The organism is Arenicella sp. 4NH20-0111 (genome assembly GCF_040366405.1).
In the GTDB taxonomy this organism is placed as follows: Bacteria; Pseudomonadota; Gammaproteobacteria; order Arenicellales; family Arenicellaceae; genus Arenicella.
Map to the genome: position 1 here is coordinate 40,677 of NZ_BAABWF010000014.1, position 23,998 is coordinate 64,674.

Annotated in this window: 21 protein-coding genes; 9 read left to right on the forward strand and 12 right to left on the reverse strand. The window is 45.3% G+C overall.

Features of this window, described 5'->3' with window-relative positions:
• Positions 1–71: 71 nt before the first annotated feature.
• The gene (locus ABWW54_RS19050) at positions 72–539 is read left to right on the forward strand and encodes a peroxiredoxin (protein ID WP_353414681.1); all 468 of its coding nucleotides are present in this window, start codon (positions 72–74) and stop codon (positions 537–539) included.
• Between the two features lie 79 nt (positions 540–618).
• Here the strand turns inward: ABWW54_RS19050 and ABWW54_RS19055 are convergent, their stop codons facing one another.
• The 3 genes from ABWW54_RS19055 to ABWW54_RS19065 are packed head-to-tail and all read right to left on the reverse strand — an operon-like array spanning position 619 to position 3,621.
• The gene (locus ABWW54_RS19055; protein WP_353414682.1) at positions 619–1,278 is read right to left on the reverse strand and encodes a glutathione S-transferase family protein; all 660 of its coding nucleotides are present in this window, start codon (positions 1,276–1,278) and stop codon (positions 619–621) included.
• The gene (locus ABWW54_RS19060) at positions 1,279–2,412 is read right to left on the reverse strand and encodes a type IV pilus twitching motility protein PilT (protein WP_353414683.1); all 1,134 of its coding nucleotides are present in this window, start codon (positions 2,410–2,412) and stop codon (positions 1,279–1,281) included. It lies immediately after the preceding gene.
• A 39-nt stretch (positions 2,413–2,451) separates the two neighbouring features.
• The gene (locus tag ABWW54_RS19065; protein ID WP_353414685.1) at positions 2,452–3,621 is read right to left on the reverse strand and encodes an anthranilate phosphoribosyltransferase; all 1,170 of its coding nucleotides are present in this window, start codon (positions 3,619–3,621) and stop codon (positions 2,452–2,454) included.
• On the opposite strand from ABWW54_RS19065, the gene cysG reads away from it, so the two are divergent.
• Positions 3,616–5,007 (forward strand): siroheme synthase CysG, encoded by a 1,392-nt coding sequence (cysG, locus tag ABWW54_RS19070; protein WP_353414687.1) that lies wholly within the window; start codon positions 3,616–3,618, stop codon positions 5,005–5,007. The two genes, ABWW54_RS19065 and cysG, sit on opposite strands and share 6 nt — an antisense overlap.
• A gap of 24 nt (positions 5,008–5,031) precedes the next feature.
• Here the strand turns inward: cysG and ABWW54_RS19075 are convergent, their stop codons facing one another.
• The 4 genes from ABWW54_RS19075 to rplU form a co-directional block, all read right to left on the reverse strand.
• Positions 5,032–5,823, reverse strand: coding sequence for a hypothetical protein (locus ABWW54_RS19075; RefSeq protein ID WP_353414689.1), 792 nt, complete (start codon positions 5,821–5,823; stop codon positions 5,032–5,034).
• A gap of 50 nt (positions 5,824–5,873) precedes the next feature.
• Positions 5,874–6,518 carry a response regulator gene (locus tag ABWW54_RS19080; protein ID WP_353414691.1) on the reverse strand — a complete coding sequence of 215 codons (645 nt, stop codon included), beginning with the start codon at positions 6,516–6,518 and terminating at the stop codon, positions 5,874–5,876.
• A gap of 127 nt (positions 6,519–6,645) precedes the next feature.
• On the reverse strand, positions 6,646–6,903 hold the full coding sequence (rpmA, locus tag ABWW54_RS19085; protein WP_353414693.1) for a 50S ribosomal protein L27: 258 nt from the start codon (positions 6,901–6,903) through the stop codon (positions 6,646–6,648).
• A gap of 28 nt (positions 6,904–6,931) precedes the next feature.
• Positions 6,932–7,531, reverse strand: coding sequence for a 50S ribosomal protein L21 (gene rplU / locus ABWW54_RS19090; protein WP_353414695.1), 600 nt, complete (start codon positions 7,529–7,531; stop codon positions 6,932–6,934).
• Positions 7,532–7,757: 226 nt separating this feature from the next.
• On the opposite strand from rplU, the gene ABWW54_RS19095 reads away from it, so the two are divergent.
• The 3 genes from ABWW54_RS19095 to ABWW54_RS19105 all read left to right on the forward strand — a co-directional run bounded on the left by ABWW54_RS19095 (position 7,758) and on the right by ABWW54_RS19105 (position 10,925).
• A complete protein-coding gene (locus tag ABWW54_RS19095; protein WP_353414696.1) occupies positions 7,758–8,783 on the forward strand; it encodes a polyprenyl synthetase family protein in 1,026 nt (341 codons plus the stop codon).
• Positions 8,784–8,869: 86 nt separating this feature from the next.
• Entirely contained in the window at positions 8,870–9,691 is an 822-nt protein-coding gene (locus ABWW54_RS19100) for an ABC transporter permease (protein WP_353414697.1), read from the forward strand.
• Between the two features lie 13 nt (positions 9,692–9,704).
• Entirely contained in the window at positions 9,705–10,925 is a 1,221-nt protein-coding gene (locus tag ABWW54_RS19105) for an ABC transporter ATP-binding protein (RefSeq protein WP_353414699.1), read from the forward strand.
• On the opposite strand, the gene ABWW54_RS19110 is transcribed toward ABWW54_RS19105, so the two are convergent.
• Positions 10,922–11,647 (reverse strand): spermidine synthase, encoded by a 726-nt coding sequence (locus ABWW54_RS19110; protein ID WP_353414700.1) that lies wholly within the window; start codon positions 11,645–11,647, stop codon positions 10,922–10,924. The genes ABWW54_RS19105 and ABWW54_RS19110 overlap by 4 nt on opposite strands.
• A gap of 107 nt (positions 11,648–11,754) precedes the next feature.
• Positions 11,755–13,701 carry a M1 family metallopeptidase gene (locus tag ABWW54_RS19115; RefSeq protein ID WP_353414701.1) on the reverse strand — a complete coding sequence of 649 codons (1,947 nt, stop codon included), beginning with the start codon at positions 13,699–13,701 and terminating at the stop codon, positions 11,755–11,757.
• 102 nt (positions 13,702–13,803) lie between these two features.
• Here ABWW54_RS19115 and ABWW54_RS19120 point away from each other — a divergent pair, with 102 nt between their 5' ends.
• Positions 13,804–14,859 carry a helix-turn-helix domain-containing protein gene (locus ABWW54_RS19120; protein WP_353414702.1) on the forward strand — a complete coding sequence of 352 codons (1,056 nt, stop codon included), beginning with the start codon at positions 13,804–13,806 and terminating at the stop codon, positions 14,857–14,859.
• Between the two features lie 128 nt (positions 14,860–14,987).
• Positions 14,988–15,800 carry a sterol desaturase family protein gene (locus tag ABWW54_RS19125; protein WP_353414704.1) on the forward strand — a complete coding sequence of 271 codons (813 nt, stop codon included), beginning with the start codon at positions 14,988–14,990 and terminating at the stop codon, positions 15,798–15,800.
• Positions 15,801–15,954: 154 nt separating this feature from the next.
• Here ABWW54_RS19125 and ABWW54_RS19130 read toward each other — a convergent pair whose 3' ends face one another.
• On the reverse strand, positions 15,955–17,142 hold the full coding sequence (locus tag ABWW54_RS19130; protein ID WP_353414705.1) for a helix-turn-helix domain-containing protein: 1,188 nt from the start codon (positions 17,140–17,142) through the stop codon (positions 15,955–15,957).
• A 561-nt stretch (positions 17,143–17,703) separates the two neighbouring features.
• Between ABWW54_RS19130 and ABWW54_RS19135 the strand changes: the two genes are divergently transcribed.
• Positions 17,704–20,424 (forward strand): cellulase family glycosylhydrolase, encoded by a 2,721-nt coding sequence (locus ABWW54_RS19135; protein ID WP_353414707.1) that lies wholly within the window; start codon positions 17,704–17,706, stop codon positions 20,422–20,424.
• Positions 20,425–20,488: 64 nt separating this feature from the next.
• Here ABWW54_RS19135 and ABWW54_RS19140 read toward each other — a convergent pair whose 3' ends face one another.
• Positions 20,489–22,225: a PLP-dependent transferase gene (locus ABWW54_RS19140; protein ID WP_502907832.1), complete on the reverse strand. Its 1,737-nt coding sequence runs from the start codon at positions 22,223–22,225 to the stop codon at positions 20,489–20,491.
• 115 nt (positions 22,226–22,340) lie between these two features.
• On the opposite strand from ABWW54_RS19140, the gene ABWW54_RS19145 reads away from it, so the two are divergent.
• Positions 22,341–22,817, forward strand: coding sequence for an Lrp/AsnC family transcriptional regulator (locus ABWW54_RS19145; protein WP_353414711.1), 477 nt, complete (start codon positions 22,341–22,343; stop codon positions 22,815–22,817).
• Positions 22,818–22,922: 105 nt separating this feature from the next.
• Here ABWW54_RS19145 and ABWW54_RS19150 read toward each other — a convergent pair whose 3' ends face one another.
• Positions 22,923–23,738 (reverse strand): mechanosensitive ion channel family protein, encoded by an 816-nt coding sequence (locus ABWW54_RS19150; RefSeq protein WP_353414713.1) that lies wholly within the window; start codon positions 23,736–23,738, stop codon positions 22,923–22,925.
• Positions 23,739–23,998: the final 260 nt, after the last annotated feature.

The following is a 23,998-nucleotide window of genomic DNA, read 5'->3' on the forward strand; positions in this document are numbered from 1 at the left end:
ACCGTTATAGTTTCAATTGTGTGACCACTTAATAACGCATTGCACGAACACACCAAATACCCCACTTAATCATGACTATTAAACTCGGCGAACAGATTCCAGATCTTACTGTAGCAACCACCAAGAACGAGGCGCTTTCGTTGCGCAATGACCTTTCCGGGAAAAATCTAGTGCTCTATTTTTACCCGAAGGACAGCACACCAGGATGCACCACCCAAGGACAAAATTTTCGAGACCTCCATGCAGAGTTCCAAGCACAAAACGCCGTGATATTGGGCTGCTCGCGCGAGAGCATTAGGTCGCACAACAACTTCATCAATAAACAAGAATTTAATTTCGACCTAATATCCGACCCTGATGAAATACTTTGTAATGCAATGGGAGTAATAAAGGAAAAAAACATGTACGGAAGGAAATTCATGGGCATCGAGCGAAGCACATTCATTTTTGACGACAAAGGGTTGCTGCGCCATGAAATCAGAAAAGTCAAAGTCAAAGGGCACGTGGATGCCGTTCTTGAGTTAGTCAAAGAGCTCTAATAACGCCAATTTCTTGACCAAAACAGGGAGGCATTAACCTGGCCTCTCTGAGCGACTTACTCTAGACAATCTTTACGCTTCAACTTTCTCGGTCTGCCCCGGCCTCGTCCACGGTAACAACCTCTGTTTCTTGTAAAGCATCTGCTATCCACTTTTTCAGCGCTGGGTGGCTCTGCATCGAGTTCATATACGCAGAGGCTGGCTTAGATAATGCTGGCTGATACGTTTTAAAGCGCATAACGACTGGTGCAAACATGCAGTCAGCAAGGCCGAATCGCCCAAATAGGCGTAAATCACCAAACTCATCTTCCCGAGCATAGCGCGACCAAATTTCGTCAATACGCTTAATGTCATTCAAACACTGATTCGATGCCTCTATCGTCCTCGATGCGCGAATGTTCATTGGCATCTCATTGCGAAGCGCCGAAAACCCAGAATGCATTTCAGCGACCACTGAACGAGCGATGGCTCGATCCGATGCTCCCTCTGGAAGCGCCGTATTATCGAGATAGACTTCATTGACGTACTCACAAATTGCCAATGAGTCCCACACGGTCAGGTCTCCATCATTCAGCACCGGGACACGAGCTGAGTCGGAAAACTGCAGCAAACGCTTTGAAAGCTCAGGCTCTTGCAGCGAAACCCATTGCTCTTCAAATTGCACATTGCCAGCCGTCAACAGTAACCAGGGCCTCAAAGACCAACTACTGTAATTCTTATTTCCGATAACTAATTGCACTTAGAACCCCTTAAGTTTGAGAGCCAGGTCGGTTGCGCTGGTCGCGTTATTTAACGCCACCTCTTCTGTCACCTGATCCGATCGAACCAGCTCCATCAAGTGCTGATCAAACGCCAACATACCATCCACGGTATCGCCGCCATTTATCAAGTCCTTAATTTCCTTAATTCGTGCGGGATCAACCATCAATTCTCGAGCTAACGGTGTAACGGTGAGAACTTCACACGCCACGGTCCGTCCTGACCCTTCCTTTCGAGGTAACAGACGCTGGGTGACCACAGCCCTCAAATTTTGCGATAACTTGGCTCTGATTGTGGATTGCTCATCCCCGTCAAAACTTGACACCATCCGAGTAATTGCATCAGCCGAGTTTGGCGCATGCAGAGTACTGAATACCAAGTGGCCTGTTTCAGCGGCGGTCAGAGCGATATCAATACTCTCAGGATCTCGCATCTCTCCCATTAAAATTATGTCAGGATCTTCACGCAAAGCGGCCTTCATTGCTTTTCCAAAATCAGGCACATCTATTCCAACTTGCCTCTGAGAAATAACACACCGCTCTTCTGTAAAAATATACTCAACGGGGTCCTCAATGGTCAATATATGAGAATAACGTTCTTTATTAACTTGGTTAAGTAATGACGCCATGGAAGTTGATTTTCCAGACCCCGTGGCTCCAGAAAAAATCACCAACCCCTGTCGCATCTTTGATATCGCCTGAACTTGAGGAGGCAAACTGAGCTCATCCATGGACGGAATATGGTTTTCAATAACTCGCATCACCACAGCCAAGCGACCAAGCTGGCGAAACATGTTCACCCTTACGCGATGCCCATCGTTATCACTTAACGATAAATCGACTTGATTATCCTCTTGAAATATTCCTAAATGGTATTTAGACATTAGCGGAAATATCAATCGCTCGATCATTTCATCGCTCATGATGGGCGACCCCTTAACCTGGCGAATTCGACCATCAAGGCGCATCATAATCTGATGCCCCGATCGAATATGTATGTCCGACGCCTTAAACTGGCAAGCTGACCCCACTATACTGGTCAGGAACTCAAGCGCTTCTTTGACTTGAGGAGTGTCGGGTAATTTGGCAGCAAAACCACTCTTGGAAGTAGACATAAGGGTATCCTTAATTTAAATTTTAGTAGGGCGTTTTAATTATTGTAACTGGGCTTGAAAGCGTTCCAGCGCAGCTCCATTATCCAAACAGGCATTTACTTTTTCAAGCGCTTGATTAAAGCTCAATTGAATATCATACGCCGTAAGTATTTGCGCACAGGCTAGGCTTAAGGAGTCCCGCGCAACCCCTGAGTGACCTTTAAGCACCTCGAGCCCGCGTTCTAGACACTGCTCCACCATATCTTGATCTTGCTGCATCGGCAACGCTGCACAGCTAGCGGACCCAGAAAATGGCGTATCCAATACAGATTTATTCGAGTCAACATCCTCAGGGCAGACGCCATCGAAAACAAAACGACGAAGTGGTTTATTCAACGCCGGTGCGAGCCCCCCTTCAACACCCTTTAATAAGAGCACATGATCAAAACCACCTTCAAATGCCAATCGTGTGTAAATGTCTGGGTACGCTTTATGCACATAACCGAGCACTAGCCTCGTGTGACTCTGCCCTCGAATTGGAATCAGTAAGCGCTCCAGCGTGGTTAACGCGCTCCGTTTAACGATTCGATGCCTCAAATCTTGCAAAGCATAAAGCGATGGAGAGTAAAGGCTTTGATCAACATAACAAAAACCGACACTTTCCATCTTTTTCGCCGCCCGCTCAACACTTAATCCTGTATCAATGCCAGCTAGCTTGTATACCTTATTAGCGGTAACGCCATGTTTGGGGCCCACCGAGTTCACACCATGAATGACAGAATGCAGGCCGTTAGCCGCAAGTACCGCAGGTATAAACGGAGTCATCGTCACATTGCGCAAATAGCCATCAAATGGATCTGCTAATGACACCACCGTTTGAACATTCGAGACAATCGACTCTGTCTCACTCAATAAAGCCGAATACAATCCAGTAAACTCGTTAAGGGTTTCACGCTTCATCCTCAGCGCTATTAGAAAAATGCCCACTTGAACTTCGTCGACTTGTTTCTTTAAAACAGCATGCATGACTTTCTGAGCCGCGTCGCGACTAATGTCTCGGCCTCGATCTGGTCCGACTGCGATGTCTTGTATTGCAGAGCGAACGATGTGATCTATGCTTGGATCGTTTTCTTTTGTCGGATTCACGTCTATCAGTAATAATTTGTTTGTACTTAACGCAGGCAATGATGCCACAAGAGCGCCTTGCTGCGTTAAAATACCTAGATGCAAAACTATCCTATTTTCGTCGACCTGAAAAACCAACCATGCTTGGTGGTGGGTGCAGGCCCTGTCGCATTACGCAAAATCAGGCTTATGTATTCTGCTGGTGCCAAAATTACCGTTATTGCACCTGAGATTTGCGCGGAAATCACTGATGAGTTTGACGCAGGATTAACGTACCACGAGCGAACTTTTCGAGACACAGACATCAAAGGGTATCGCCTCATAACCGCAGCCACCAACGACCCAATGGTTAACAAGCGAGTCAGCGAGCTAGCGAACGCGATAAATGTACCGGTTAATGTTGTAGATGAGCCTGAACTGTGCAGTTTTATCACGCCTTCTATTGTCGATCGGTCTCCAGTGCTAATTGCCATTTCCACCGGCGGCGGAGCCCCTGTATTGGCTCGTCTATTACGCGCTAAGTTAGAGGCGTTCATTCCGGCAAGTTACGGCAAACTGGCTCACAGCATGTCCAAAGCCAGAGATAGATTGAAAAAAATAGTTCCAATCGAACGTGATCGACGAATTTTTTGGGAACGCATTGTGCAAGGACCAACCGCAGAGAAATTTTTCTCTGGACGGGCCAGTGAAGGCGAACTAGCGCTGGATCGAGCTTTGGAAGAAGCCGCCAATCCTGACCAGAAGAACATCGGTGAGGTTTGGCTAATTGGAGCTGGGCCTGGTGACCCAGACTTGCTAACGTTTAGAGCATTACGACTTATGCAGCAAGCTGACGTCGTCTTATACGACCGACTCGTTAGCGAAGAGATTCTAAACCTTACGCGACGCGATGCTGATCGAGTATACGTAGGCAAAAAGAGAGCTGAGCATGCCGTTCCTCAAGGAGACATAAATCAGCTGCTTGTCGATCTCGCGAAAGAGGGCAAAAATGTGGTTCGCCTCAAGGGTGGTGACCCATTTATATTTGGGCGCGGCGGGGAAGAAATTGAGTTACTCGCGGCCAACGATGTCCCTTTTCAAATTGTCCCTGGCATTACCGCAGCCAGCGGCTGCGCTACCTACGCCGGAATCCCTCTCACCCACAGAGACCACTCTCAATCATGCTTATTTGTTACTGGGCATTTGAAGAATGGCACGGTGGACTTAAATTGGGAGCTACTATCAACACCCAACCAAACGGTGGTTATCTATATGGGGCTTGTGGGACTTCCGACAATCTGTGAAAAGTTAATACAACATGGCGTAAGCGGTGACATGCCTATAGCACTGGTTCAGCAAGGCACGACTCAAAACCAACACGTTTTTACCGGCACGCTATCTACCATGAATGACAAAATCGCAGGCAAGAACGTACAGGCGCCAACGCTGATTATCGTTGGGTCAGTGGTGTCATTGCATAGTAGCTTGGCTTGGTTCGACCCCACGGCTTAAACCGCCGACGGGTTACCTTTCACCTTATTTCACCAGCCCAATTCGCCGAAATTCTATTCCAATTTCATTGACGGTTTCCGGGATGGATTCACTCCAGTCATCGCCCAATAAATTTCTCAACTGTTTTCCTTGATAAGTTTCGGCCGTGATTCTTAGACCCGATATCAACGAATTTAAGTGATCATTGATATTCACCGCTTCGTCCTGATAATTTTTTTGAAAGTACGCCGAAAAATCCGTGATAGGAATGATCAATCTTAACCACCTATCTGCACGAGCATGTTGGTCGATACTGATTTTAACATCCAAATTCAGAGATCGTGTGGCCTGATCTAAGGCTCCACTTTCAAACATTGTAAAACCCAGGGTTACCAAGCCATCATCCAAACCAGATAATGTTTTTGCGGGCGCGACATCGCCATATCGTTGCACAATGTGATCTTCAGAGATAACCGATGTATCAGCCGACACTAGTCTAAACACCACTTCTACGGCTCCAATGGACTCCAACTTAACGTCACTAGTCGCCAGCGATGACTCTATTCCATTGGGGTGCTGTTGAGTCCAGTCGCTTAATTTGACTAGTAAGTTAAGGTTCAAGGTGGATGAATCTCCGCACTCTTCATTAGGGCTATATTTGCTTTCATCCACACGATAAAAGTCCGGCGTCAGTTTCAAACCAAGCCGGGCTAGATTTTCCGAATCTACGTGACTCCATCCGACAAAGGTATTAGCACGTTCATCTAAAAGCGATACAACCGAGTCGAATTTGCTTACTTCATTACAATCACCCAACTCCGTTAACTCATGAGTCAACCCCAAAGAGCCCCCAAAAGAGCAGAGTAAAATGAATGATCGAAGTATACCTATACCCAACGTCTATCCACCGCATACTTAACCAAGCCGGCTGCGGTTTTCACATTAAGTTTGTTCATCAGATTTTTCCTGTGGCTCCTAACAGTCTCAACGCTAATAAACAACTTTTCTGAAATTTCCTTATTTGTCATTTCCTTAGCGATACATATTATCACTTCTCGCTCTCTGTCTTTAAGCCCGACGTATTCACCGCCCATGTGCTTATCAGTATACTGATAACCTTTATCGACGGATGCTTTTGCAGCTGCACTCAAATATTGCTTGCCGGCAAGAATTGTTTCAAAGGCTAATGTTAGCTCTTCGAGTGTCGCTCCTTTAAGGATGTAACCCTTTGCACCTTCTATTAACATACTGTTGACGTACTCAATCTCAGTCAACAATGAATGTCCAATCACTATTTGATCGGGGTTTCTACGGCACACTTCACGGGCCGTATCAATGCCATCCATGCCGGGCAAACTTACGTCCAGCAAAACCATATCAACTTTAGTTTTTTCCAGAAAATCAAGCACCTCACCACCCGTGCTCGCCGACCCAACTACTTTATAGCTTGAGTCCTCCCCAAACAGGTCACTCAAGCCAATTGAAACGAGGTCAAGTTGATCTGCCACCAAAATAGTATATTGTTTTTCCATAAATCAAGTTTATTGGTTGAAACGACCTGCTGTCAAACATCGAATTCATTCTATCAGCAAGGTACAAAAAAGCCCCGCTGAGCGAGGCTTTTTTGGTGTTTTAAAAACCGATTGCTAAGTTTAAGAACTAAGCTGCAACAATGCTGACGTGTCTTCGATTTTTAGGGCCTTTCTTTTCAAACTTAACCACACCAGTTTCAAGTGCGAATAAAGTGAAATCCTTACCCATACCAACATTATCACCAGCGTGAAAGCTGCTGCCACGTTGACGAACAATAATTGTGCCAGCATTAATAGCTTGACCAGAATATCGTTTAACGCCTAAACGCTTGGAATTCGAATCGCGACCGTTTCTAGAACTACCGCCTGCCTTTTTATGTGCCATTTTAAATAACCTCTGGTTAGCCTAAGAATTAACCCTTAAGGAATTCTTTAGCTTGTGAAACCCAATTATCACGCTCGATACGACCTTTGAAGTTTAGTTCTCCGTCGATGCGCGCAATGTCGTCTGCTGTGAAATCAGCGATTTGTTGGAAAGTAGTTATACCTAGCTTTTCCAATTTACCAACGATGACTGGACCTACGCCAGAAATCTTGCTCAAATCATCACCACCTTCGGCTTTCTTTGCTTTAGGGGCTGCTTTCTTGACTGCTTCCTTTTTAGGAGCTTCAGCCTTTTTGGCAGGCGCTTTTTTAGCCGCCGCTTTTCCACCGATGGCTGTGATTTCAAGCTCGGTGTAATTTTGACGGTGGCCCGTGCGAGTACGAGAATTCTGACGACGACGAAACTTAACGATGCGGAGTTTTTTACCACGCCCGTTACTAAGCACGGTTGCTTCAACGGTCTTAGCAAGAGTAGGAGTTCCTACCTCTACTTTATCACCGTCGCCAATCATTAATACATGGTCTAGAACAACCTTACCGCCAACTTCTACTTTAAGGCTTTCTACTTTTAATTTGTCGCCAACTGCGACACGGTATTGCTTACCGCCGGTTTTGATTACCGCGTACATATTTGTCTCTCCGGCCTGTCGGCCAATTAAACGTTCAGAAGGGGTCGCTACCGAAAAAATAAGCAGCGTCTTTCTCCCAGATTGGGCCCAGCGAACAGGAAGGCGGATTTTATGGGTTTCAACCCGATTGGTCAACAGAATAAGAGCAATAACTTAAGCTTAAATTAGGCTGAAAATTTATCCGAATCTACGTTGATTGCGAAACATTACGTTATACTAGGCACCCATGACGATAAGCACCTCCCCTATTAGCGACATTAAGGCGCAAACCATTGATATTAAATCAATTATTGATTTGGTATCGAACGATATGACCGAAGTTACGCAAACTATCGGCAATAATTTAGACAGCAATGTAGCGCTCATCAACCAACTAGGCGCGTATATCGTGCAGGCCGGAGGTAAGCGTCTCAGACCCGTTGCGCTACTATTGGCCGCCAAAGCCGCCAACCCAGAAGAGACCGAGGTCAGTAAAGATCAGGTCTTGCTAGCGGCGATCATTGAGTTCATTCACACGGCCACATTACTGCACGATGACGTCGTGGATGAATCTGAGATGCGTCGCGGTCGAGAGACCGCAAACGAGGTATTTGGTAATGCAGCCAGTGTGTTGGTTGGTGACTACCTGTATTCACGCTCATTTCAAATGATGGTAGACGTTGGAAGTATGCGCGTCATGGAGATATTGTCACGAACTACAAACCAGATTGCAGAAGGCGAAGTTATGCAATTGATTAACTGCGGTTCAGCGGAAACCACCGAACAGCAGTATATGGATACCATTCAGTCCAAAACAGCAATACTATTCGAAGCTGCTACGCAACTAGGCGGAGTGATAACGAAACAAGCTCGCCCGGTCGAAGATGCTCTCGCACAGTACGGATTACACCTCGGTACCGCCTTCCAATTGGTAGACGACATCTTAGACTATACTGCCGACGCCGATGCCATGGGTAAAAATGTCGGCGATGACCTGGCAGAAGGAAAACCGACACTGCCTCTGATCAATGCCATCGAAAGGTCCCAAGGCGAAGACAAAGCGTTGCTCGAAAATGCCATCACCAATGCGAGCCGCGACAACCTTGACGCCGTCCTCTCGATTATTGAGAAGACTGGATCGTTAGGCTACACCGCCAGGGCCGCTCGCGACCAAGCCAGATTAGCTCAAGAAGCCTTAGTCGTACTGCCCGAATCACAGTACAAAACCGCTCTACTGGCTCTCGCCGAGTTTTCTGTTGAGCGAACATTTTAATTCATGATTTTTTATGCGTTCGTACCCTGCCTGCCACCTCGAGAAATCAATTTTCTTCGAAGCTGTCGAACTTTCGACGTTCGGTCATGAGTAAACCAGTCACCATAATCAAGCCAGCTAGCGACGCGGCTAGGCTCAGCTTTCACGAGATATGGAAGTTCAGGGAATTAATTTCAATTCTCGCTATGCGTGATATCAAAGTCCGTTACAAGCAGACTGCGCTGGGTGTTATTTGGTCGGTAATTCAACCCCTGTTTCTAATGCTCATTTTCAGCCTGCTATTCGGGCGATTAGCGAAGATTCCTTCAGACGGAGTGCCCTATCCGATTTTTGTGTTTTCAGGTCTACTTATCTGGAATTTTTTTTCCGCTGGCGTGAGCAGTTGCAGTAATTCGCTCGTTGGCTCAGCCACTATGATCAGCAAAGTCTACTTCCCAAGAATGGCCATTCCACTAGCGAGTGTCGGAGTTAGCCTGATCGATTTTTCGATCTCTGTTCTGGTACTACTCGCTTTGATGGCGTTCTACGCCGTCATGCCCACATGGCAATTTTTATTGATCCCCTTGTTTGCCTGCGGCGCTTTTATTTCAATATTGGGGATCGGCTTGTGGCTGTCAGCAATCACGGTAACCTATCGAGATTTTCGTTATGTTGTGCCTTTTATGCTTCAGCTTTGGATGTATATCACCCCAGTAATATACCCGACGTCATTCATTCCAGCAGAATTCAGATGGTTAACTTATTTGAACCCCATCACGGGCTGGGTTTCAGGTACCCGATCAGCATTTTTAGGAACTCAGATCGACTGGATTGCCTGCGGGTGCTCTTTGGCGCTCAGCTTGATTATGCTGAGCGTAGGATTACGCTATTTTTCCAATGCCGAACAACGTTTTGCTGACGTGATTTAGAGACGGGTGCGCCATGATTGAAGTCGAGAATATTTGGAAACAATATAAATTAGGGGCCACAGTCGAAGTCGGGAAAACCTTCCGTGAAGCCCTGTCCCAAAAACTGACTAGAAAGCCAGCCACGACATCGCTTGATAGCCGCAATCAACACTTCTGGGCGCTAAGCGACATTAATCTTTCAATTGATTCTGGACGAACTCTAGGATTAATAGGCCACAACGGCGCAGGTAAAAGCACGTTACTAAAGATACTAAGCCGAATTACTAAGCCAACCAAGGGACAAATTAGAATTCAGGGATCACTATCCAGCTTGCTTGAAGTTGGGACTGGTTTTCACCCAGAACTTTCGGGTAGAGAGAACATTTTTCTTTATGGATCAATCATGGGCATGTCTCGTAGAGACATCGAGCACAAGCTCGACCAAATCGTTGATTATGCTGGCGTAGAAAAATTTCTCGACACTCCAGTGAAACGTTATTCTAGCGGTATGTATGTGCGGCTCGCATTTTCGATTGCCGCTCATGTTGAGCCCGATATTCTAGTAGTCGATGAAGTTCTTGCTGTTGGTGATAAAGAGTTTAGAGAAAAATGTTTGGGCAAAATGGACGATGTCGCTCAAAGCGGAAGAACGGTCATATTCGTTAGCCACAACATGAACGCAATTGCCTCTCTATGCCAAGATGTCGCTTGGTTAGATCGAGGCAAGATTGCTCAAGTTGGCCCAGCTCACTCGATCATCAGTTCTTACGAAAACAGCCTTATTAAAAGCACAGCAAGCGAACGAGCGTCGATGCTGTTTAACGGAAGTTTGTCTGAAGCGATATCTCTGCAACAATTGATCGTTCAAGGCGTGGACAACAGCTACTCTGTTACGATTAGGAGCGATGAGGTAATACGAATTAAAGCGACATGGTTGGTACACACTTCCATTGAAAAGCTGGTTATGAATATGGCGCTCTACCATCGAGATACAAGACTAATAACCTTGCAAGATGTTAAGCAGCCGGAAAACGCAGCGGAAGGATCTTTTACTACGGTCTTTGAGATTCCCGCAAACACCTTTAACAATGCCGATTTAACGCTGGCAATAGGCGGCAAAGAGCTAGCGAACGGCAGATGGTGCTGGGCTGAGGGAGTGGCAAGGTTAAATTTAGTTAGTGATGGCCTTCAGCAGTCAGTAGAGGCAGGTGATATATTTTCTGCTTTTGGCAAAGGAACCAGAGAAGCTGGTTAAAGAACGCTTGCTACGTATATTGTATTGATTGACTCACCGCCAGAATACGGATTGTCGAAACGAACGACGTGTGCATGAGTCTCATGAAACACGCTATCTAACAGCGAAACAAAACGGTCATCTGGCCAATCATTTGACCACAAAGCAAATACGCCGCCCGCGACGATTTTTCTTGAGACTGTTGTTAGAGAATCCTTGGCGTAGAAAGAATGATTGGAATCCTTAAGCCAATGACTGGGAGAATGGTCAATATCAAGAAACAAAGCATGAACTTGCTCATCATTGAGAAAACCTTTCTTGTTGTCAGTAGCAATAGCAAAGAAATCACCGTGAACTAACGAGCTTTTAGGGTCTCGTGCTAGAATATCCCCAACCGGGAGCATCCCTTTTTGATGCCAGTTGATGACAGGCAGCATAACATCGATGGTTCTAAGCTCGGTGACGGCTCGGTCAGCCAATGCTGTAATGGCCGTATACCCTAGCCCCAGACCGCCTACAACGATGCGTAAGCCATCGTGATAACCGTTCTGCTTTAGTCTGGCCAGACCAAGCATTGATAATTGCTCCTCCGCTTCCACAAACAAACTGGACATCAAAAACTCTTCTCCGAGCTTCACTTCGTAAATAATTTTGTGATCCAGTCTTGGCTCTGAACGCCGCCTCAAGCTTATTTCGCCAAATTCAGTCTTTTGATAATCGAGCTCTTCAAAAACGTGTTCCATTGTACCTATCCAAATCAGGAGCGATTACGAGCGAAAGCCCGCAATCGCTTACCGTTTATTAAACGCAAACCAATAAACTATTTATACGGTTTACATTGATGCCTTTCTTACTGCACAAACCCTTCATTAGCTTTTACCGTCAAAGGGTGATAACCCGGCTTCGCCTTAGTAAATGCCGCTTTACCCAGAGCTCGGCCCTTTTCTGTTTTCGCTAGTTCCCGGTAGAGTGGCTTGACCAGCTTGTTACGCCCAATCTCAACCAGATATTGGCGCAATCTGGGCAGAGCCGGCTCGTACCAGTTACGCACACTCATCAACAACCAACTATGAGCTATTTCGTTGTTTTTAGAGTTTGTCAGGTCGAATGCGGCGTCCAAATCAGCCAGTTGTTGCTCTGTTAATTTTTCTGGCAAATTATTTAAAAAGTACAGCCATTGGTGGACAACCCAATTTTTTGTTTCTATGTCACTCGCCTTCAACTCTCCTGTAAGCCACTTCGTTCTGGCGTCATCCACCAGGGTAAACGCATTTGATTTCTCTAACGGAAGTTCTTCGGGGAGGCCGCCATTGAAGATCCATGCCTCTATTCTTTTAATATCCAACTTGTCAGCATGATCCTTAAGTAAAGTCTGCTTCAGGTAATCCACAAATTGATCTGTCGTGATACTTTGAAAGGCAAATTCTTCGAAGTACTTGGTTAAAAACACATCAAAATCATCCCGCCCTACTTTTTGCTCAAGCTCTCGCAAAAATAGCGCACCTTTTTCATAGGGTATGTTTGAAAACACATCATCGGGGTCCCGTCCACGCAAATCAATCGCCAAAATTTCATCATCCAATTCGAGACGGCCTATATCTGCCTCTAGGTCTTCAAAACCTAGCACGGCCTCCATTTTGTACCGATCCGTCCCATACACCATTTCCATGATGCGATAGGTCAAATACGTTGTAAAACCTTCGTTCAACCACAAATCACGCCAAGTCGCGTTGGTTACCGTATTACCTGACCAAGAATGAGCTAACTCATGCGCGATCAATGAAACCAAACTTTTATCACCAGCAATCACCGTAGGGGTAATAAACGAGAGACGAGGATTTTCCATACCACCAAACGGGAACGAAGGAGGCAAAATCAATAGGTCATAACGATCCCAACCATAAGGCCCGTACCTCTTTTCAGTCTCAATAAGCATGGACTCGGTGTCTTCAAACTCTGCCGCAGCCGCCTCTAGCATGGAAGGCTCAGCATACACCCCAGTTCGTTCACCCATTGCCTTGAAGCGCAAATCACCAACTGCCAACGCGATCAAATAGGACGGCACGGGTTGTGGCATCGTGAACTCATACACACCATCAACTTTCATCTGTGGGTCGTTCGATGCACTCATGACCGCCAGTAAGTCTATGGGCGTTCGAAGCGTCGCACTGTACGTCACTCTTACCTGGGGAGAGTCTTGCAAGGGAATGAAACTTCGTGCGTGAATGGCCTGAGCTTGCGAGAACAAAAATGGCTGCTTTCCACCAGCGGTCTGCTGAGGATTAAGCCATTGCAAACCTGACGCATCAGGTGATGTCGTGTAAGCGACCGTCAACTTATTGCCTTGTTCTGGCAAAGTTATCTCGAGGGCCGAACCCAGAAAGGAGTCGGATGAACGTAGACTATGCTCAAGTACCTGCTGATCTGAAGTGACGCCATGTATCGTCAAATCTCGGGTATCGAGTATGAGAAGCTTAGCCGCTTCATCCTTTTTCTCAAACGTAAGTTCAGCCGTTCCTGTTAGCACTTTTTTATCGAAATCTACGGTTAAATCCAAAGCGATGTGCTGGATCACCACTTGCTCAGGATTAGAAAAAGAGTGGTAATCTTTACCTACTTCAATATCACTGTTTTCGCTCGGCGTCACCGCAGACTTCGACGGTGGACTCTTTTTTTCAGCGCTTGAGCTTGGCTGATTCGCTGGTACAGCGCTTTCAACTGTGGGCTCACTCTGCTGATTACAGGCGGTAAGAAAAATCAAAGAGCATAAATAGTATAAAAATGGTCTGCGCAACATAGATGAGCTATCGTGTAAGTTAATCGTGTGCTAAGTCTACTGATTTCTGACAAGAAAGCGACTGAGATTGAGTTCCGAGGCAAAAAGACATAACCTAGACTGATGCTCTTACTCGATGTTCTCACTCGCTATCCCGCCGTCACTTTGCTGCTCTTGATTGCGGCCATGGCCATACGCGACGGGGCAGGTAACATGGTGTCGACCATTGGCGCTCTAACCGCCATCAGTATTGCGGCCATGTTGCTTGGCACACCCCATCCCGAGTTAGTTCTACCTCAGTTCCCTCGTGTGATTGTTCGTTTTCTAGACGTGCCCAGTGTGGTGCTTGTTTGGTGGTTCGGTCGGTCTTTATTCGAAGATGATTTCTCGCTAGGGATACTCGAGTGGGGCGTGATGCTCGCATTCGTTTTCCCCATTGCCTACTTTAGACTTTTCGAGTTCGGTCTTGTATCTACCCTTCCATCGGAACTTCTATACTTAGTGACAGGTATGTCGGTAGTTCTGATGTTGCACCTCACTTACACAACCTTGAGAGGGCGAAATGATGATGTCATTGAGTCAAGGCGACGACTCCGCTTTTTCTTTGTAGTGGGTTTAGTCATCGCCACCACGGTATCGGTGATAAGCGAGCGGCTATTTTATGATTCCCCTATCGAGTTGAACATCCTCAGATCAGTGGCCGTTCTTCCGATGGTGATCTTTGGCTCTTTTTGGCTATTAAACTACCAAATCGAAGCACTCACGTTCAAGCGGATAAAGGTTGTCGAATCCGAACCAGCCATTGATAAGCGAGACCACCTATTGCACGAAACACTGCTTGCACACATGGAACAAAAACGAGCCTATCGACAACACGGACTGACGATTGCCATCTTAGCCGAACAACTCGATACGCAAGAGCACCGTTTAAGAGCAATGATCAACAAAGGCATGGGGTTTCGCAACTTCAGTGAATTTTTAAATCATTACAGAATAAAAGCAGTCAAGACCGCTATGCAAGATCCAGAGCATACGCGCACTCCCATTCTAACCTTGGCTCTAGAAGAAGGGTTTAGCTCGCTTGCGCCATTCAATCGAGCCTTTAAAAACCTCACTGGCGACACACCCACTCAATACAGAAGGCAATGGATAAAAAATTCCTATAATAATACTGATTGATTCTTAAAATTACTGATCGGTTTCGAAATCGACCTAACTTTTTAGGTATCGAGAGGCTTTGATTCTAGGTTTTCTCCATAGTTTGCTCATCAACAACAACTCAGTACTGATGACCAAAGGAGCACACCATGCAAGCCTCACTCACCGAATTAACTAATCACATAATCAATCAATCTCTCTTAGGCTTCCAGTTTGAAGCAACTCGTTACGCAATTGGAACGCTGAGCGTCTTTTTTGTTATTTGGATTCTGCTTGCCCCGATCTTAAGGTCTCGTCGAATTCGAAAACGACAACCGGCTGGCAAACAAATTCAGTTAGAAATTTTCAATTCAATGAGAACAATCGGCGTATTTGTTCTGTTAGACATCATCATATTTGACCTTGCTAGCAATGGTTCTCTAAAAATCTACACGGACATTTCTGAGTACGGCTTTATCTGGTTCGGAGCCTCAATAATTCTATCAATACTGTTGCATGATACGTATTTTTACTGGATCCACAGAGCGATGCATCTCCCTAAGTTTTACAAACGATTCCATATGACGCATCACAGATCGCATAACCCCACCCCATTTACCGCCTACTCATTTGCAATTGGCGAGGCAGCCGTTGAATACGCATATACTCCAATATTGCTGTTGATGATGCCCATGCACCCGTCGGCGCTCGCCATCATGCTGTTCATTATGATCTTTAAAAATGCCATCGGTCATTGCGGATACGAATTATTTCCACAAGGCAGCACACGCCACCCGATTCTCAAGCATCTAACCACCGTGACGCACCATGATATGCATCATGAGAAAGCAAACGGCAATTACGGGTTTTACTTTACTTGGTGGGATAAATGGATGGGTACCGAGCACGTTAACTATGAAGCGAGGTTTGATGCAATCACGCGAAGCACCCAACTGAAAAAGCAAAAGTTCGTAACTCCCTAGGTCCAGACTTTAAATTAAAAGAAAGAACGCTTGAGTAAGGCAGAGAAGCAACACAACGGCTTTACTCAAGAGGGCTTGCCAGTTTCCAGGACCATCTAGTAAAAAATCTCGTTGGAATTCATATCAAGACGGCCAATTTCCTAAAGACGTACAATCAAGCCAATGCAAGCCCTCTTTTTTGAGCGCTTACTTGTTTGGATTTTCGAAACTCGCTGGGTGTGAATCCCAATTTCTTCTTAAAGAAACTATTGAACGTCGTTTTTGAATTAAATCCTGCCTCAAAGCCGATATCCAAAATCGTTTTATCGCAACTAGGTACGCCAAGTAACTCAACCGCTTCCTCTACTCTGTAAGAATTTATGTATTCAAAGAAATTACAGTTAAAACCTCGATTAATTACTTTAGACAGCAATCGCGGGGACATGTCGAGATCTTTCGCAAGCAAATCCAACGATAAAGTCGGGTTTAGAAAAGGTTTATGCGATTTCATATGCTGGGTCAACGCATTCTCTAAGTTAATATCATGCACGTCGGCGCAGCCACTTTCATCAGCCTCATCTCTATCCAACCCTTCATAAGCGATAGAATGTCCCAAGCTGAAAAATATCAACATACTTACTAACAAAAATGTAGTGTAGTTTCCAATCAACCCCATTAACTCAAAGTCTGCGGAAATATCGAACACCGCATTTAGGATCACGAAAATCAACACCAGCACTGACCATGCACGAAGAACCGTGAACCCGGTTACCAACAACGTCAACCACGTGAGCTCATGCTTATCTATATGAGAAAACTTACTGTGCACATGAGTACGATACCTCTTAAGTTCGACTAAGCAAAGAACACCGATGCCGACACGAAACAACTCACGACAAAATGTGATCCAATGCTGATAACTCGGTATATGAGTTATATTGCCGTAGTCTTCGATTTGAATTGTTTTCTCAATGGACCCCAGACTGAAATAGAAGACACATTGATGCAACAGATAAGCAATAAAGGGCAGCAGGTAGACCAAGTCGCTCCATTGAAGAGCATAGCTTTTATATATCAGAGATCGGACATACCAGAGCATAAGAGGCGCTTCCAACCAATAACCGAACCCGAACACGTAAAACAGGTTTGGAGAAAAGGCCAATGCTCTTTCTCGAAATTCCACCCCAAAACTGATTAATATATCCATTGGGATGGCGACGTGTTGCAACAAAAATATTGCCAAAAAAATATTCGACAACTTTTTTACACTGGTTACTGACACCAATAAAATCGCGAATAAAAGACATTGGAACGCCGTCATGAGCAGCACGACATCATGTATATTAAATATAGTTTTGTCCATCTAAGCGCACCTGTTCAAAGGTAAAGCCACGCACCTGATAAAACCAACCCTCTTAGGACTGTCACAGCCTTAGACATCATCGCGCATTTACCTGAATTTTTGCTTCCAAAAGAGTGCTTACCCGACACTCACACAAAACTAAAACCCCTTCCTTGTAATTAAACTACATTAATTATGATTTTTATGGAAGTTTTTTTCAAAAAATAGAATTTTTCGATATTTGCCAATTCCAGGCCGTTATACTCACACCACCATGCTATTTTAATCGTTAAATTTCAAACACTTAAATAAAAACCCCCATAAATGAAGTAGAATTTCGGCATCTTGAATAAAGTGAAGTTGCAAACAAATAGTACGAATAAAAGCGCGTTTCTACACGTTTTCGTACACGTCAGAACTTCCTCATGCGCAAATCAGAACGACATAAGCCTACTTCAAATCTATCCTCTTCATTGTCAAACAGCTTCTGCGCTTTTGACACCAATAATATAAAAGAACGATATCGTAGTTTCTAGCTTTGGCCGGAAAATTGTATCCAACCAATGAAGGAGGAACCTATTTATGGTTTCATTTAGACGTAATAAATTAAGAAGCTGGACGCGACTTCTCGCGTTAGCCGGCACACTATTTTTTAATCACATGGTGCATGCCCAAGGGTTAGGTCTAGTATCAGACCATGGCCAGCTCTCTGTTTCTGGTGCAAATATTGTCAATCAGAATGGCGACATTGTGCAGCTACGCGGAATGAGTTCGCATGCACTCACGGCAAGATGGAGAGGACCGAACAACACTGACCCGGCTGGTGGTGCTCCAGGGCTATACACAACCAAAGAAACCATTCAATGGACACGCGACCATTGGGGAGCGAACGCTTTTAGAGCCGCTCTTTATGTTGAAGGCTGGGGCGTGGCCGACCCGAGAAATTGGCAATACCAAAACGCCTCATATCAAAGAAATGGGGTCGGCGACATCGTCGAAGTTCTCTCGCCAGGAGGTATCTTTTACTCGACTGAAGGGGGATATGCTCAAGAACCTGCGCGGCTGCATTTTGATTACATGCAAAACCTCTTTGACGTTATTGACTGGGCCATTGAGCTTGACATGTATGTTCTTGTTGATTGGCACGTACTAGAAGATGTTCCGAATAAGTACAAAGACGAAGCAGAAATGTTCTTCGAAATTGTCTCAGAGAAGTACGCCGGCATTCCAAACGTCATTTATGAAATCGCAAATGAACCAACTGACGTAAAGGTGACTCACGTCACGGAGGACTCCGATGCTAACGGCTGGTTTGTAACCAATATTGAATATGATGTGCCTGAGTGGCCTCTTCGGAATTGGGTTACATGGCCTGAACTAAAAGCGTATGCCGAAGATATACTTCCTATTATTAGAGCCAATTCACCTAATGCAATTGCGACCATAGGAACGCCTATATTCGATCAACAAATAGATGACCCTATAAACGATCGTTTAACCGACCCAAACGTTGTCTATACAACGCACTTCTACGCTTGTACTCACCTATCAAAAGGAGATGGAACCGATAGTACTAACACTGACACCTTTGGCAATACAGATGTTTTCCAGAATGCACAAGCGGCTGTGGCAGCGGGCCTACCCATTTTCGTATCTGAGTGGGGTACCGTAAAATCGTCTGGAGACGGCAATGTCTGTGAAGGTCAAACTGAAGCGTGGATCGAGTTTCTAAACACAAATAACATCAGCTGGTTTAATTGGTCGATGTCCGGAAAAGATGAAGGAGCATCAGTATTCACAGCCGACCTTGAGCCAGATTTTACGGTAGCTGCAACCGCAGACGGAATTATCACTGAAGCTGAAGACAGCGCACTATCAACGAATCTTACGGAAACAGGGACGCTGGTTAAATGCTTGATGAGCGATTGCGGCTCTACCCTCGATGCCGCTGACGGATCAATGACGTTATCCGTTTCAACCACCATCAACTTAGCTCTGCTTAACGGCAGCCCTGCTGGCGCGAGCTACGCACTCATAGATGATGCCAGTGGACAGGCTACGCTAAGCGGAAACACAGTGACATTTAACGCTAACGCGGGTTTTACGGGCGGGCTATTCACTTATCAAATTCAACTTGGGGACGTCACTAGTAATATCGCAACAGTTGATGTCAATGTAGATGACAACGTGACCTGTGATTGGCATTTAGATCAAGACACAGATTTCTACAACAACCACTGGAATGGTACCTTGCTTGTTTCGAACAATGGCGCTTCCGACATAACCGGTTGGACTATTGATGTGACCACCGCCGCCAATACTCGTTTAGGAAGCGTTTGGTGGACTGCGCCTGTTTACTCAAACTCAACGGAAAACAGCGACGGAACCGTGACTTATTCAGTTAGTGATCAAGGGTGGGATGGTAGTATCCCAGCGGGTGGAAGTCGTCAGGTCGTTATTACTGGTCATGTCCTCTCAGACCTGCAATCCTGGGAGCCTGGTTTTAATGGCTTTGATCAATCGAGCATTGAGAGTTTCGCAGGAGATTGTGCATCCTCCGTAAACGGTCTTATAAACTATGACTTTAACTTTATGACCCCTACAACGGGTAGCACGATATCGGACAGCCGAAATTACATTGAGCTGCACTGGTTTAACGACACTGATGAAGTGCCTGTAATACGAGATGAAAATGGCAATACCTTTTCTCTGACACCTGGCTTTTACCCAGGCCCGAATGAAACATGGCGAGGGGTTGAAGTTGCGACATTCGCGAATAAAGTTACTGGCAGATTTGATCAATGGGCGGCAGCAACCGGACTTGATATGTCTTCCGGAACCCACAGCTGGGTTCTAGAGGCCGGCGGGTCGGTCAGCGATCCGTTCACATTTACAGCGGCGATCACCAGTCACGACTATACTTGCGAACTTGAACTCGTCACCATAGGCATTCCTGACAACCTTTATACTTGGATAGGGCGACTGAAAATCACGAATGTAGGTAGCACACCTGTGACCAATTGGAACACTGAGTTCAAATGGTTCGAGATTCCGCCATCAGCAAACGCGAACTACTGGATTCTTGGAGATAGCCCTCACTTTGATACCTTTGGGTCTCCGGCAGCATCGAGAGAATGGCAAAGCTACCCCAATGACCCAAATAATGACTTCGAGGAAGCAAAGGCATTGGTAACACCTGACGGTATAGTCAACATTGCACCGGGCGCGAGTGAGTCTTACTTAGTCTCAGCTTCAGGGTTAAGAGCGACGCCTAGAATGTACTGCGGAGGTCTCAACAACTAATTCTGTAGAACCTTAAGTACCAGAATAAGGCCTGTGCTCCCACAGGCCTTATTTTTGGGAGTCATTAAGTGATGTGATTTATGTACCTAGCATGAAAATCCAAATACACTTCCTTACTCAATTTTCTCGCTTCATCCAATTCACCAAACCCATTAGAAAAGCCAGCGATCACAGGATCGATACACAATTTTGTTGCGCCAATGAAGTGCGTAATCAAATCGATTGGGTTTTCAATACCGGTTGCTATACGAATTGTCCTAGGGAAAATCTTTGCTTCTCTTTGTTGCTCAGCATTCAGTTCTGAATGAGTTGTCAATCCTGGGCAACTAACGATTGTATTGGTTTGCCCGAGGCTAATCATATGAGAAAAAGCGGGCTCTAAGCAGTCGAAAAAGCGTTGGAACACGGCTTCCGGTATTTCATCACTCATCTCTATTGTAAACAAGCCGGCAGGCATGCCTAACAACAGTCCTTTTTGCGCTAAGGAATAGTTTTGATCCCCTTTCAGACCATTGCAGTTAACCTTTATCAAAGGATGTAGATCTATTACTTGAGCTAAAACTTGGGTGTTTACGCATTTCTTCATCATCCGCACTTCAAGTGTTCGCATGCCCTGCATCACCTCGAATGCGGAGTCCGCATTTAAAAATGCGCCCTTAACATAGTACACATTCCAGAACATTGTAGCGTCCCAGCCTTGGGCTCCTTTAGGTATAAACATATCCTCATTTCTAGCGATTACGCACCCTGCGATCACCGACCCAGTCCCCGTTAGATCTTTGGTATAACTATGAATCACAAAGTCTGGGCGTTCATTTGGGTCTTTCTTCTGCAGCGGTTGCACCAGGAATGGAGTTCCAACGGTCGCATCTAAAATTACCCTAATACCCTGTTCATGCGCTAGCCTGCAAAGTTCTGGCACATCTAATACGTACCCATGAGGATTACAGGGAGACTCCAAATACAAATAAATTTGCTTGCCAGCTGCCAGGCGGTCCGCGTGAACCTGCTTAACCATCGAAAGGGTATCAACAAAACCTTGCGTTTCCTCCCCACGGAACTGGTGAACAGCAACATTTAGATTCGATGGTTTAGCAAACCAATCGTGTATCAATTGATGCGCTCCGCCATAAATATTTTGACTGGCGATAAGAATATCTTCGTGCCCTAATAGATGGGAAAGAGTCGAATCAATCGCAGCCATTCCACTATTGAAATTCCACGCAAGGTACTCTTTTGCATAAGGCCCAGCTTCCAAATCAACAATATGATTCGCCAGGGATATCGACGTCGGATTCAGCAGCCTTGAATATATATCAAGGAGCATTTCCTTTCCTTCGAACGCATCACTAATCCAATCTGCACACGCATAGATATAGGTCGCAGTTCTGGTAATCGCTGGCGTCGCAGAAAAGATCGCATTCACATTATCAAACACAGGATAAGAAGACTTTGCCGCCATGGTTGCGGAATCGAAGTTCAGCTGCTGATAGTCCGATCTAAAGGACTGTTGTAAGTTATCAAGCAATTTCGCAAACTGAAATGACAAAAATTTGCGTGCATTAAACATCGCGATTGAGTCATCACCTTTGATCGCACTGACTTCCTTTTGAGCTAATTGCCAAAGCTGATCGGCGGACAACTGACAATCGTACACGGAGGTGATAATTTGCAATAGCGCTGAACCAGTATCACTCTCAGCATCAATTGAAAAATGCGCTAATTGCTCCTTTGCCAGGTCCAAGGCCGAATTCGCTGTACTGGAATTTCTGATTGGTGAAAGCTTACGAGCAGCCTCAATTGAATGGTCATTCATAATAAAACCCTTCATTTTTTATTCGTTATATTAGACCCAATTGTATTCAAAATATGCCATATAATGGGGTCTCCGAATATAATTCCTTATTGTTGGCAATATGGCAAAGTTGGACCGAATAGACTTCGATATTATTAGCGCATTAAGAAATAATGCTCGGATATCGAACAAGCATCTCGCCGAAAAGATTGGATTGGCGCCCTCATCCTGCTTAGAAAGGGTCCGATACCTCCGCCAGCAGGGGTTTCTTCAAAAGGCCCATACTGAAATTGACTTAAGTGCTCTTGGTCTCGACTTGCAAGCAATGGTATCGGTTCGCCTACATCAACGTTCTAGGTCAGAATTTGAAAGCTTTAGAAAGTATTTGAGTCGATTACCAAACGTTCAAACCATTTATCACTTATCCGGAGAGAACGATTTTCTAGTACACGTTGCAACACAGAGCACCAACAGCTTAAGAGAATACATATTGGATACTTTCTCTGAGCGCACCGAAGTAGCACACATTGAAACGTCGCTTATATTTGAAGCAGTGAGAAACTGGGACATTCCAGACAACCTAATCCATGAAGAATGAATTCCGATGTTTCTTCCCTGTAAAAATCAGAACCAAAGCGCCGCAAAAAATCATAGCGCTTTAGTTCGATTTTAGAATCATTCGAGACGATATTTTTTCGTCAAATCAATGGTTGTAGATATGAACGTCTCGCTGAGGGTAAGGAATACCAATCTCCGCTTTATCCAATGCTATTTTGATTCTCTCTAAAAGCTCTAATGTAGCAGCAGGATGATCAGATGCTTTAGCCCAAGGGCGTACCGTCAAATTAACACTATTGTCGGCCAACTCAGTCACGCCTACGGTTGGAGCTGGAGTATCGAGAACGTAACTTGACTCAGCAATCGCGTTTAGTATCACTTCCCTCGCTTGCTGTATATCGGCATCGTAGGAGATACCCACCGCGAGATCCATTCTTCGATTGCCAGCCTCCGTAAAATTAATAATTGGCCCTTCAAGCGCTTGGCCATTAGGGATGATAATTTTAGTTTTATCGGGCAGGCGAAGAGTCGTAGTAAAGATATCAACCTCTTCGACTTGTCCGGTCAGGCCCGCAACTTCCACTACATCCCCTACATTATAGGGGCGGAAGATGATGGTCATCACACCGGCGGCAAAGTTTGCCAGAGAACCCTGTAAAGCTAACCCCACTGCCAAGCCTGCTGCACCAAGAATAGCGACCAATGAAGCTGTTTGTACGCCTAACTGAGATATTGCGGCTATGACCACGAAAGTCAACATCAACGCATAAGCTATATTAGTAACGAATTTCGCAAGCATTGGGTCGGCGCCGGACCGTTCGACTCCTTTTCCAACAGCCTTTGCTATGATATTTACGATAAACTTACCAATTAAAAATATGACAATGGCTTTTACAAAGTTAATGCCATAGACCATCACGTTTTCTTGAATGATTGGCAAGTAAGATTTAATCTGTTCCATTTCTTCTCCTAATATTTTCTTATTTGCGATGTCGCGAAGCGGCTCTCACAAAGTCCGGTTGATGAGGGTTAAATACGGCGACGCCTCTATAGACCTATAATCGCACCGTAAAGTCATGAGCTGGTGCAGCGACAAAGTATAAGCCTAGGACTGACTATTGGATGTTAAAAAAGGTGTCAATCTGCCCTCCATTAAAGGTAATAGAGGTCCCAAAGCGCTATCACATACACTATCACATCCTCCACTACCCTGACCGGGCA

Bases quoted from the DNA above. Each gene is read 5' to 3' on its own strand.
- ABWW54_RS19125 (WP_353414704.1), top strand. From the start codon at position 14,988: ATGCAAGCCTCACTCACCGAATTAACTAATCACATAATCAATCAATCT.
- ABWW54_RS19050 (WP_353414681.1), top strand. From the start codon at position 72: ATGACTATTAAACTCGGCGAACAGATTCCAGATCTTACTGTAGCAACC.
- ABWW54_RS19130 (WP_353414705.1), bottom strand. From the start codon at position 17,142: ATGGACAAAACTATATTTAATATACATGATGTCGTGCTGCTCATGACG.
- ABWW54_RS19060 (WP_353414683.1), bottom strand. From the start codon at position 2,412: ATGTCTACTTCCAAGAGTGGTTTTGCTGCCAAATTACCCGACACTCCT.
- ABWW54_RS19120 (WP_353414702.1), top strand. From the start codon at position 13,804: ATGCTCTTACTCGATGTTCTCACTCGCTATCCCGCCGTCACTTTGCTG.
- ABWW54_RS19105 (WP_353414699.1), top strand. From the start codon at position 9,705: ATGATTGAAGTCGAGAATATTTGGAAACAATATAAATTAGGGGCCACA.
- rpmA (WP_353414693.1), bottom strand. From the start codon at position 6,903: ATGGCACATAAAAAGGCAGGCGGTAGTTCTAGAAACGGTCGCGATTCG.
- ABWW54_RS19110 (WP_353414700.1), bottom strand. From the start codon at position 11,647: ATGGAACACGTTTTTGAAGAGCTCGATTATCAAAAGACTGAATTTGGC.
- ABWW54_RS19145 (WP_353414711.1), top strand. From the start codon at position 22,341: ATGGCAAAGTTGGACCGAATAGACTTCGATATTATTAGCGCATTAAGA.
- ABWW54_RS19095 (WP_353414696.1), top strand. From the start codon at position 7,758: ATGACGATAAGCACCTCCCCTATTAGCGACATTAAGGCGCAAACCATT.
- cysG (WP_353414687.1), top strand. From the start codon at position 3,616: ATGCAAAACTATCCTATTTTCGTCGACCTGAAAAACCAACCATGCTTG.
- ABWW54_RS19150 (WP_353414713.1), bottom strand. From the start codon at position 23,738: ATGGAACAGATTAAATCTTACTTGCCAATCATTCAAGAAAACGTGATG.
- rplU (WP_353414695.1), bottom strand. From the start codon at position 7,531: ATGTACGCGGTAATCAAAACCGGCGGTAAGCAATACCGTGTCGCAGTT.
- ABWW54_RS19115 (WP_353414701.1), bottom strand. From the start codon at position 13,701: ATGTTGCGCAGACCATTTTTATACTATTTATGCTCTTTGATTTTTCTT.
- ABWW54_RS19100 (WP_353414697.1), top strand. From the start codon at position 8,870: ATGAGTAAACCAGTCACCATAATCAAGCCAGCTAGCGACGCGGCTAGG.
- ABWW54_RS19135 (WP_353414707.1), top strand. From the start codon at position 17,704: ATGGTTTCATTTAGACGTAATAAATTAAGAAGCTGGACGCGACTTCTC.
- ABWW54_RS19080 (WP_353414691.1), bottom strand. From the start codon at position 6,518: ATGGAAAAACAATATACTATTTTGGTGGCAGATCAACTTGACCTCGTT.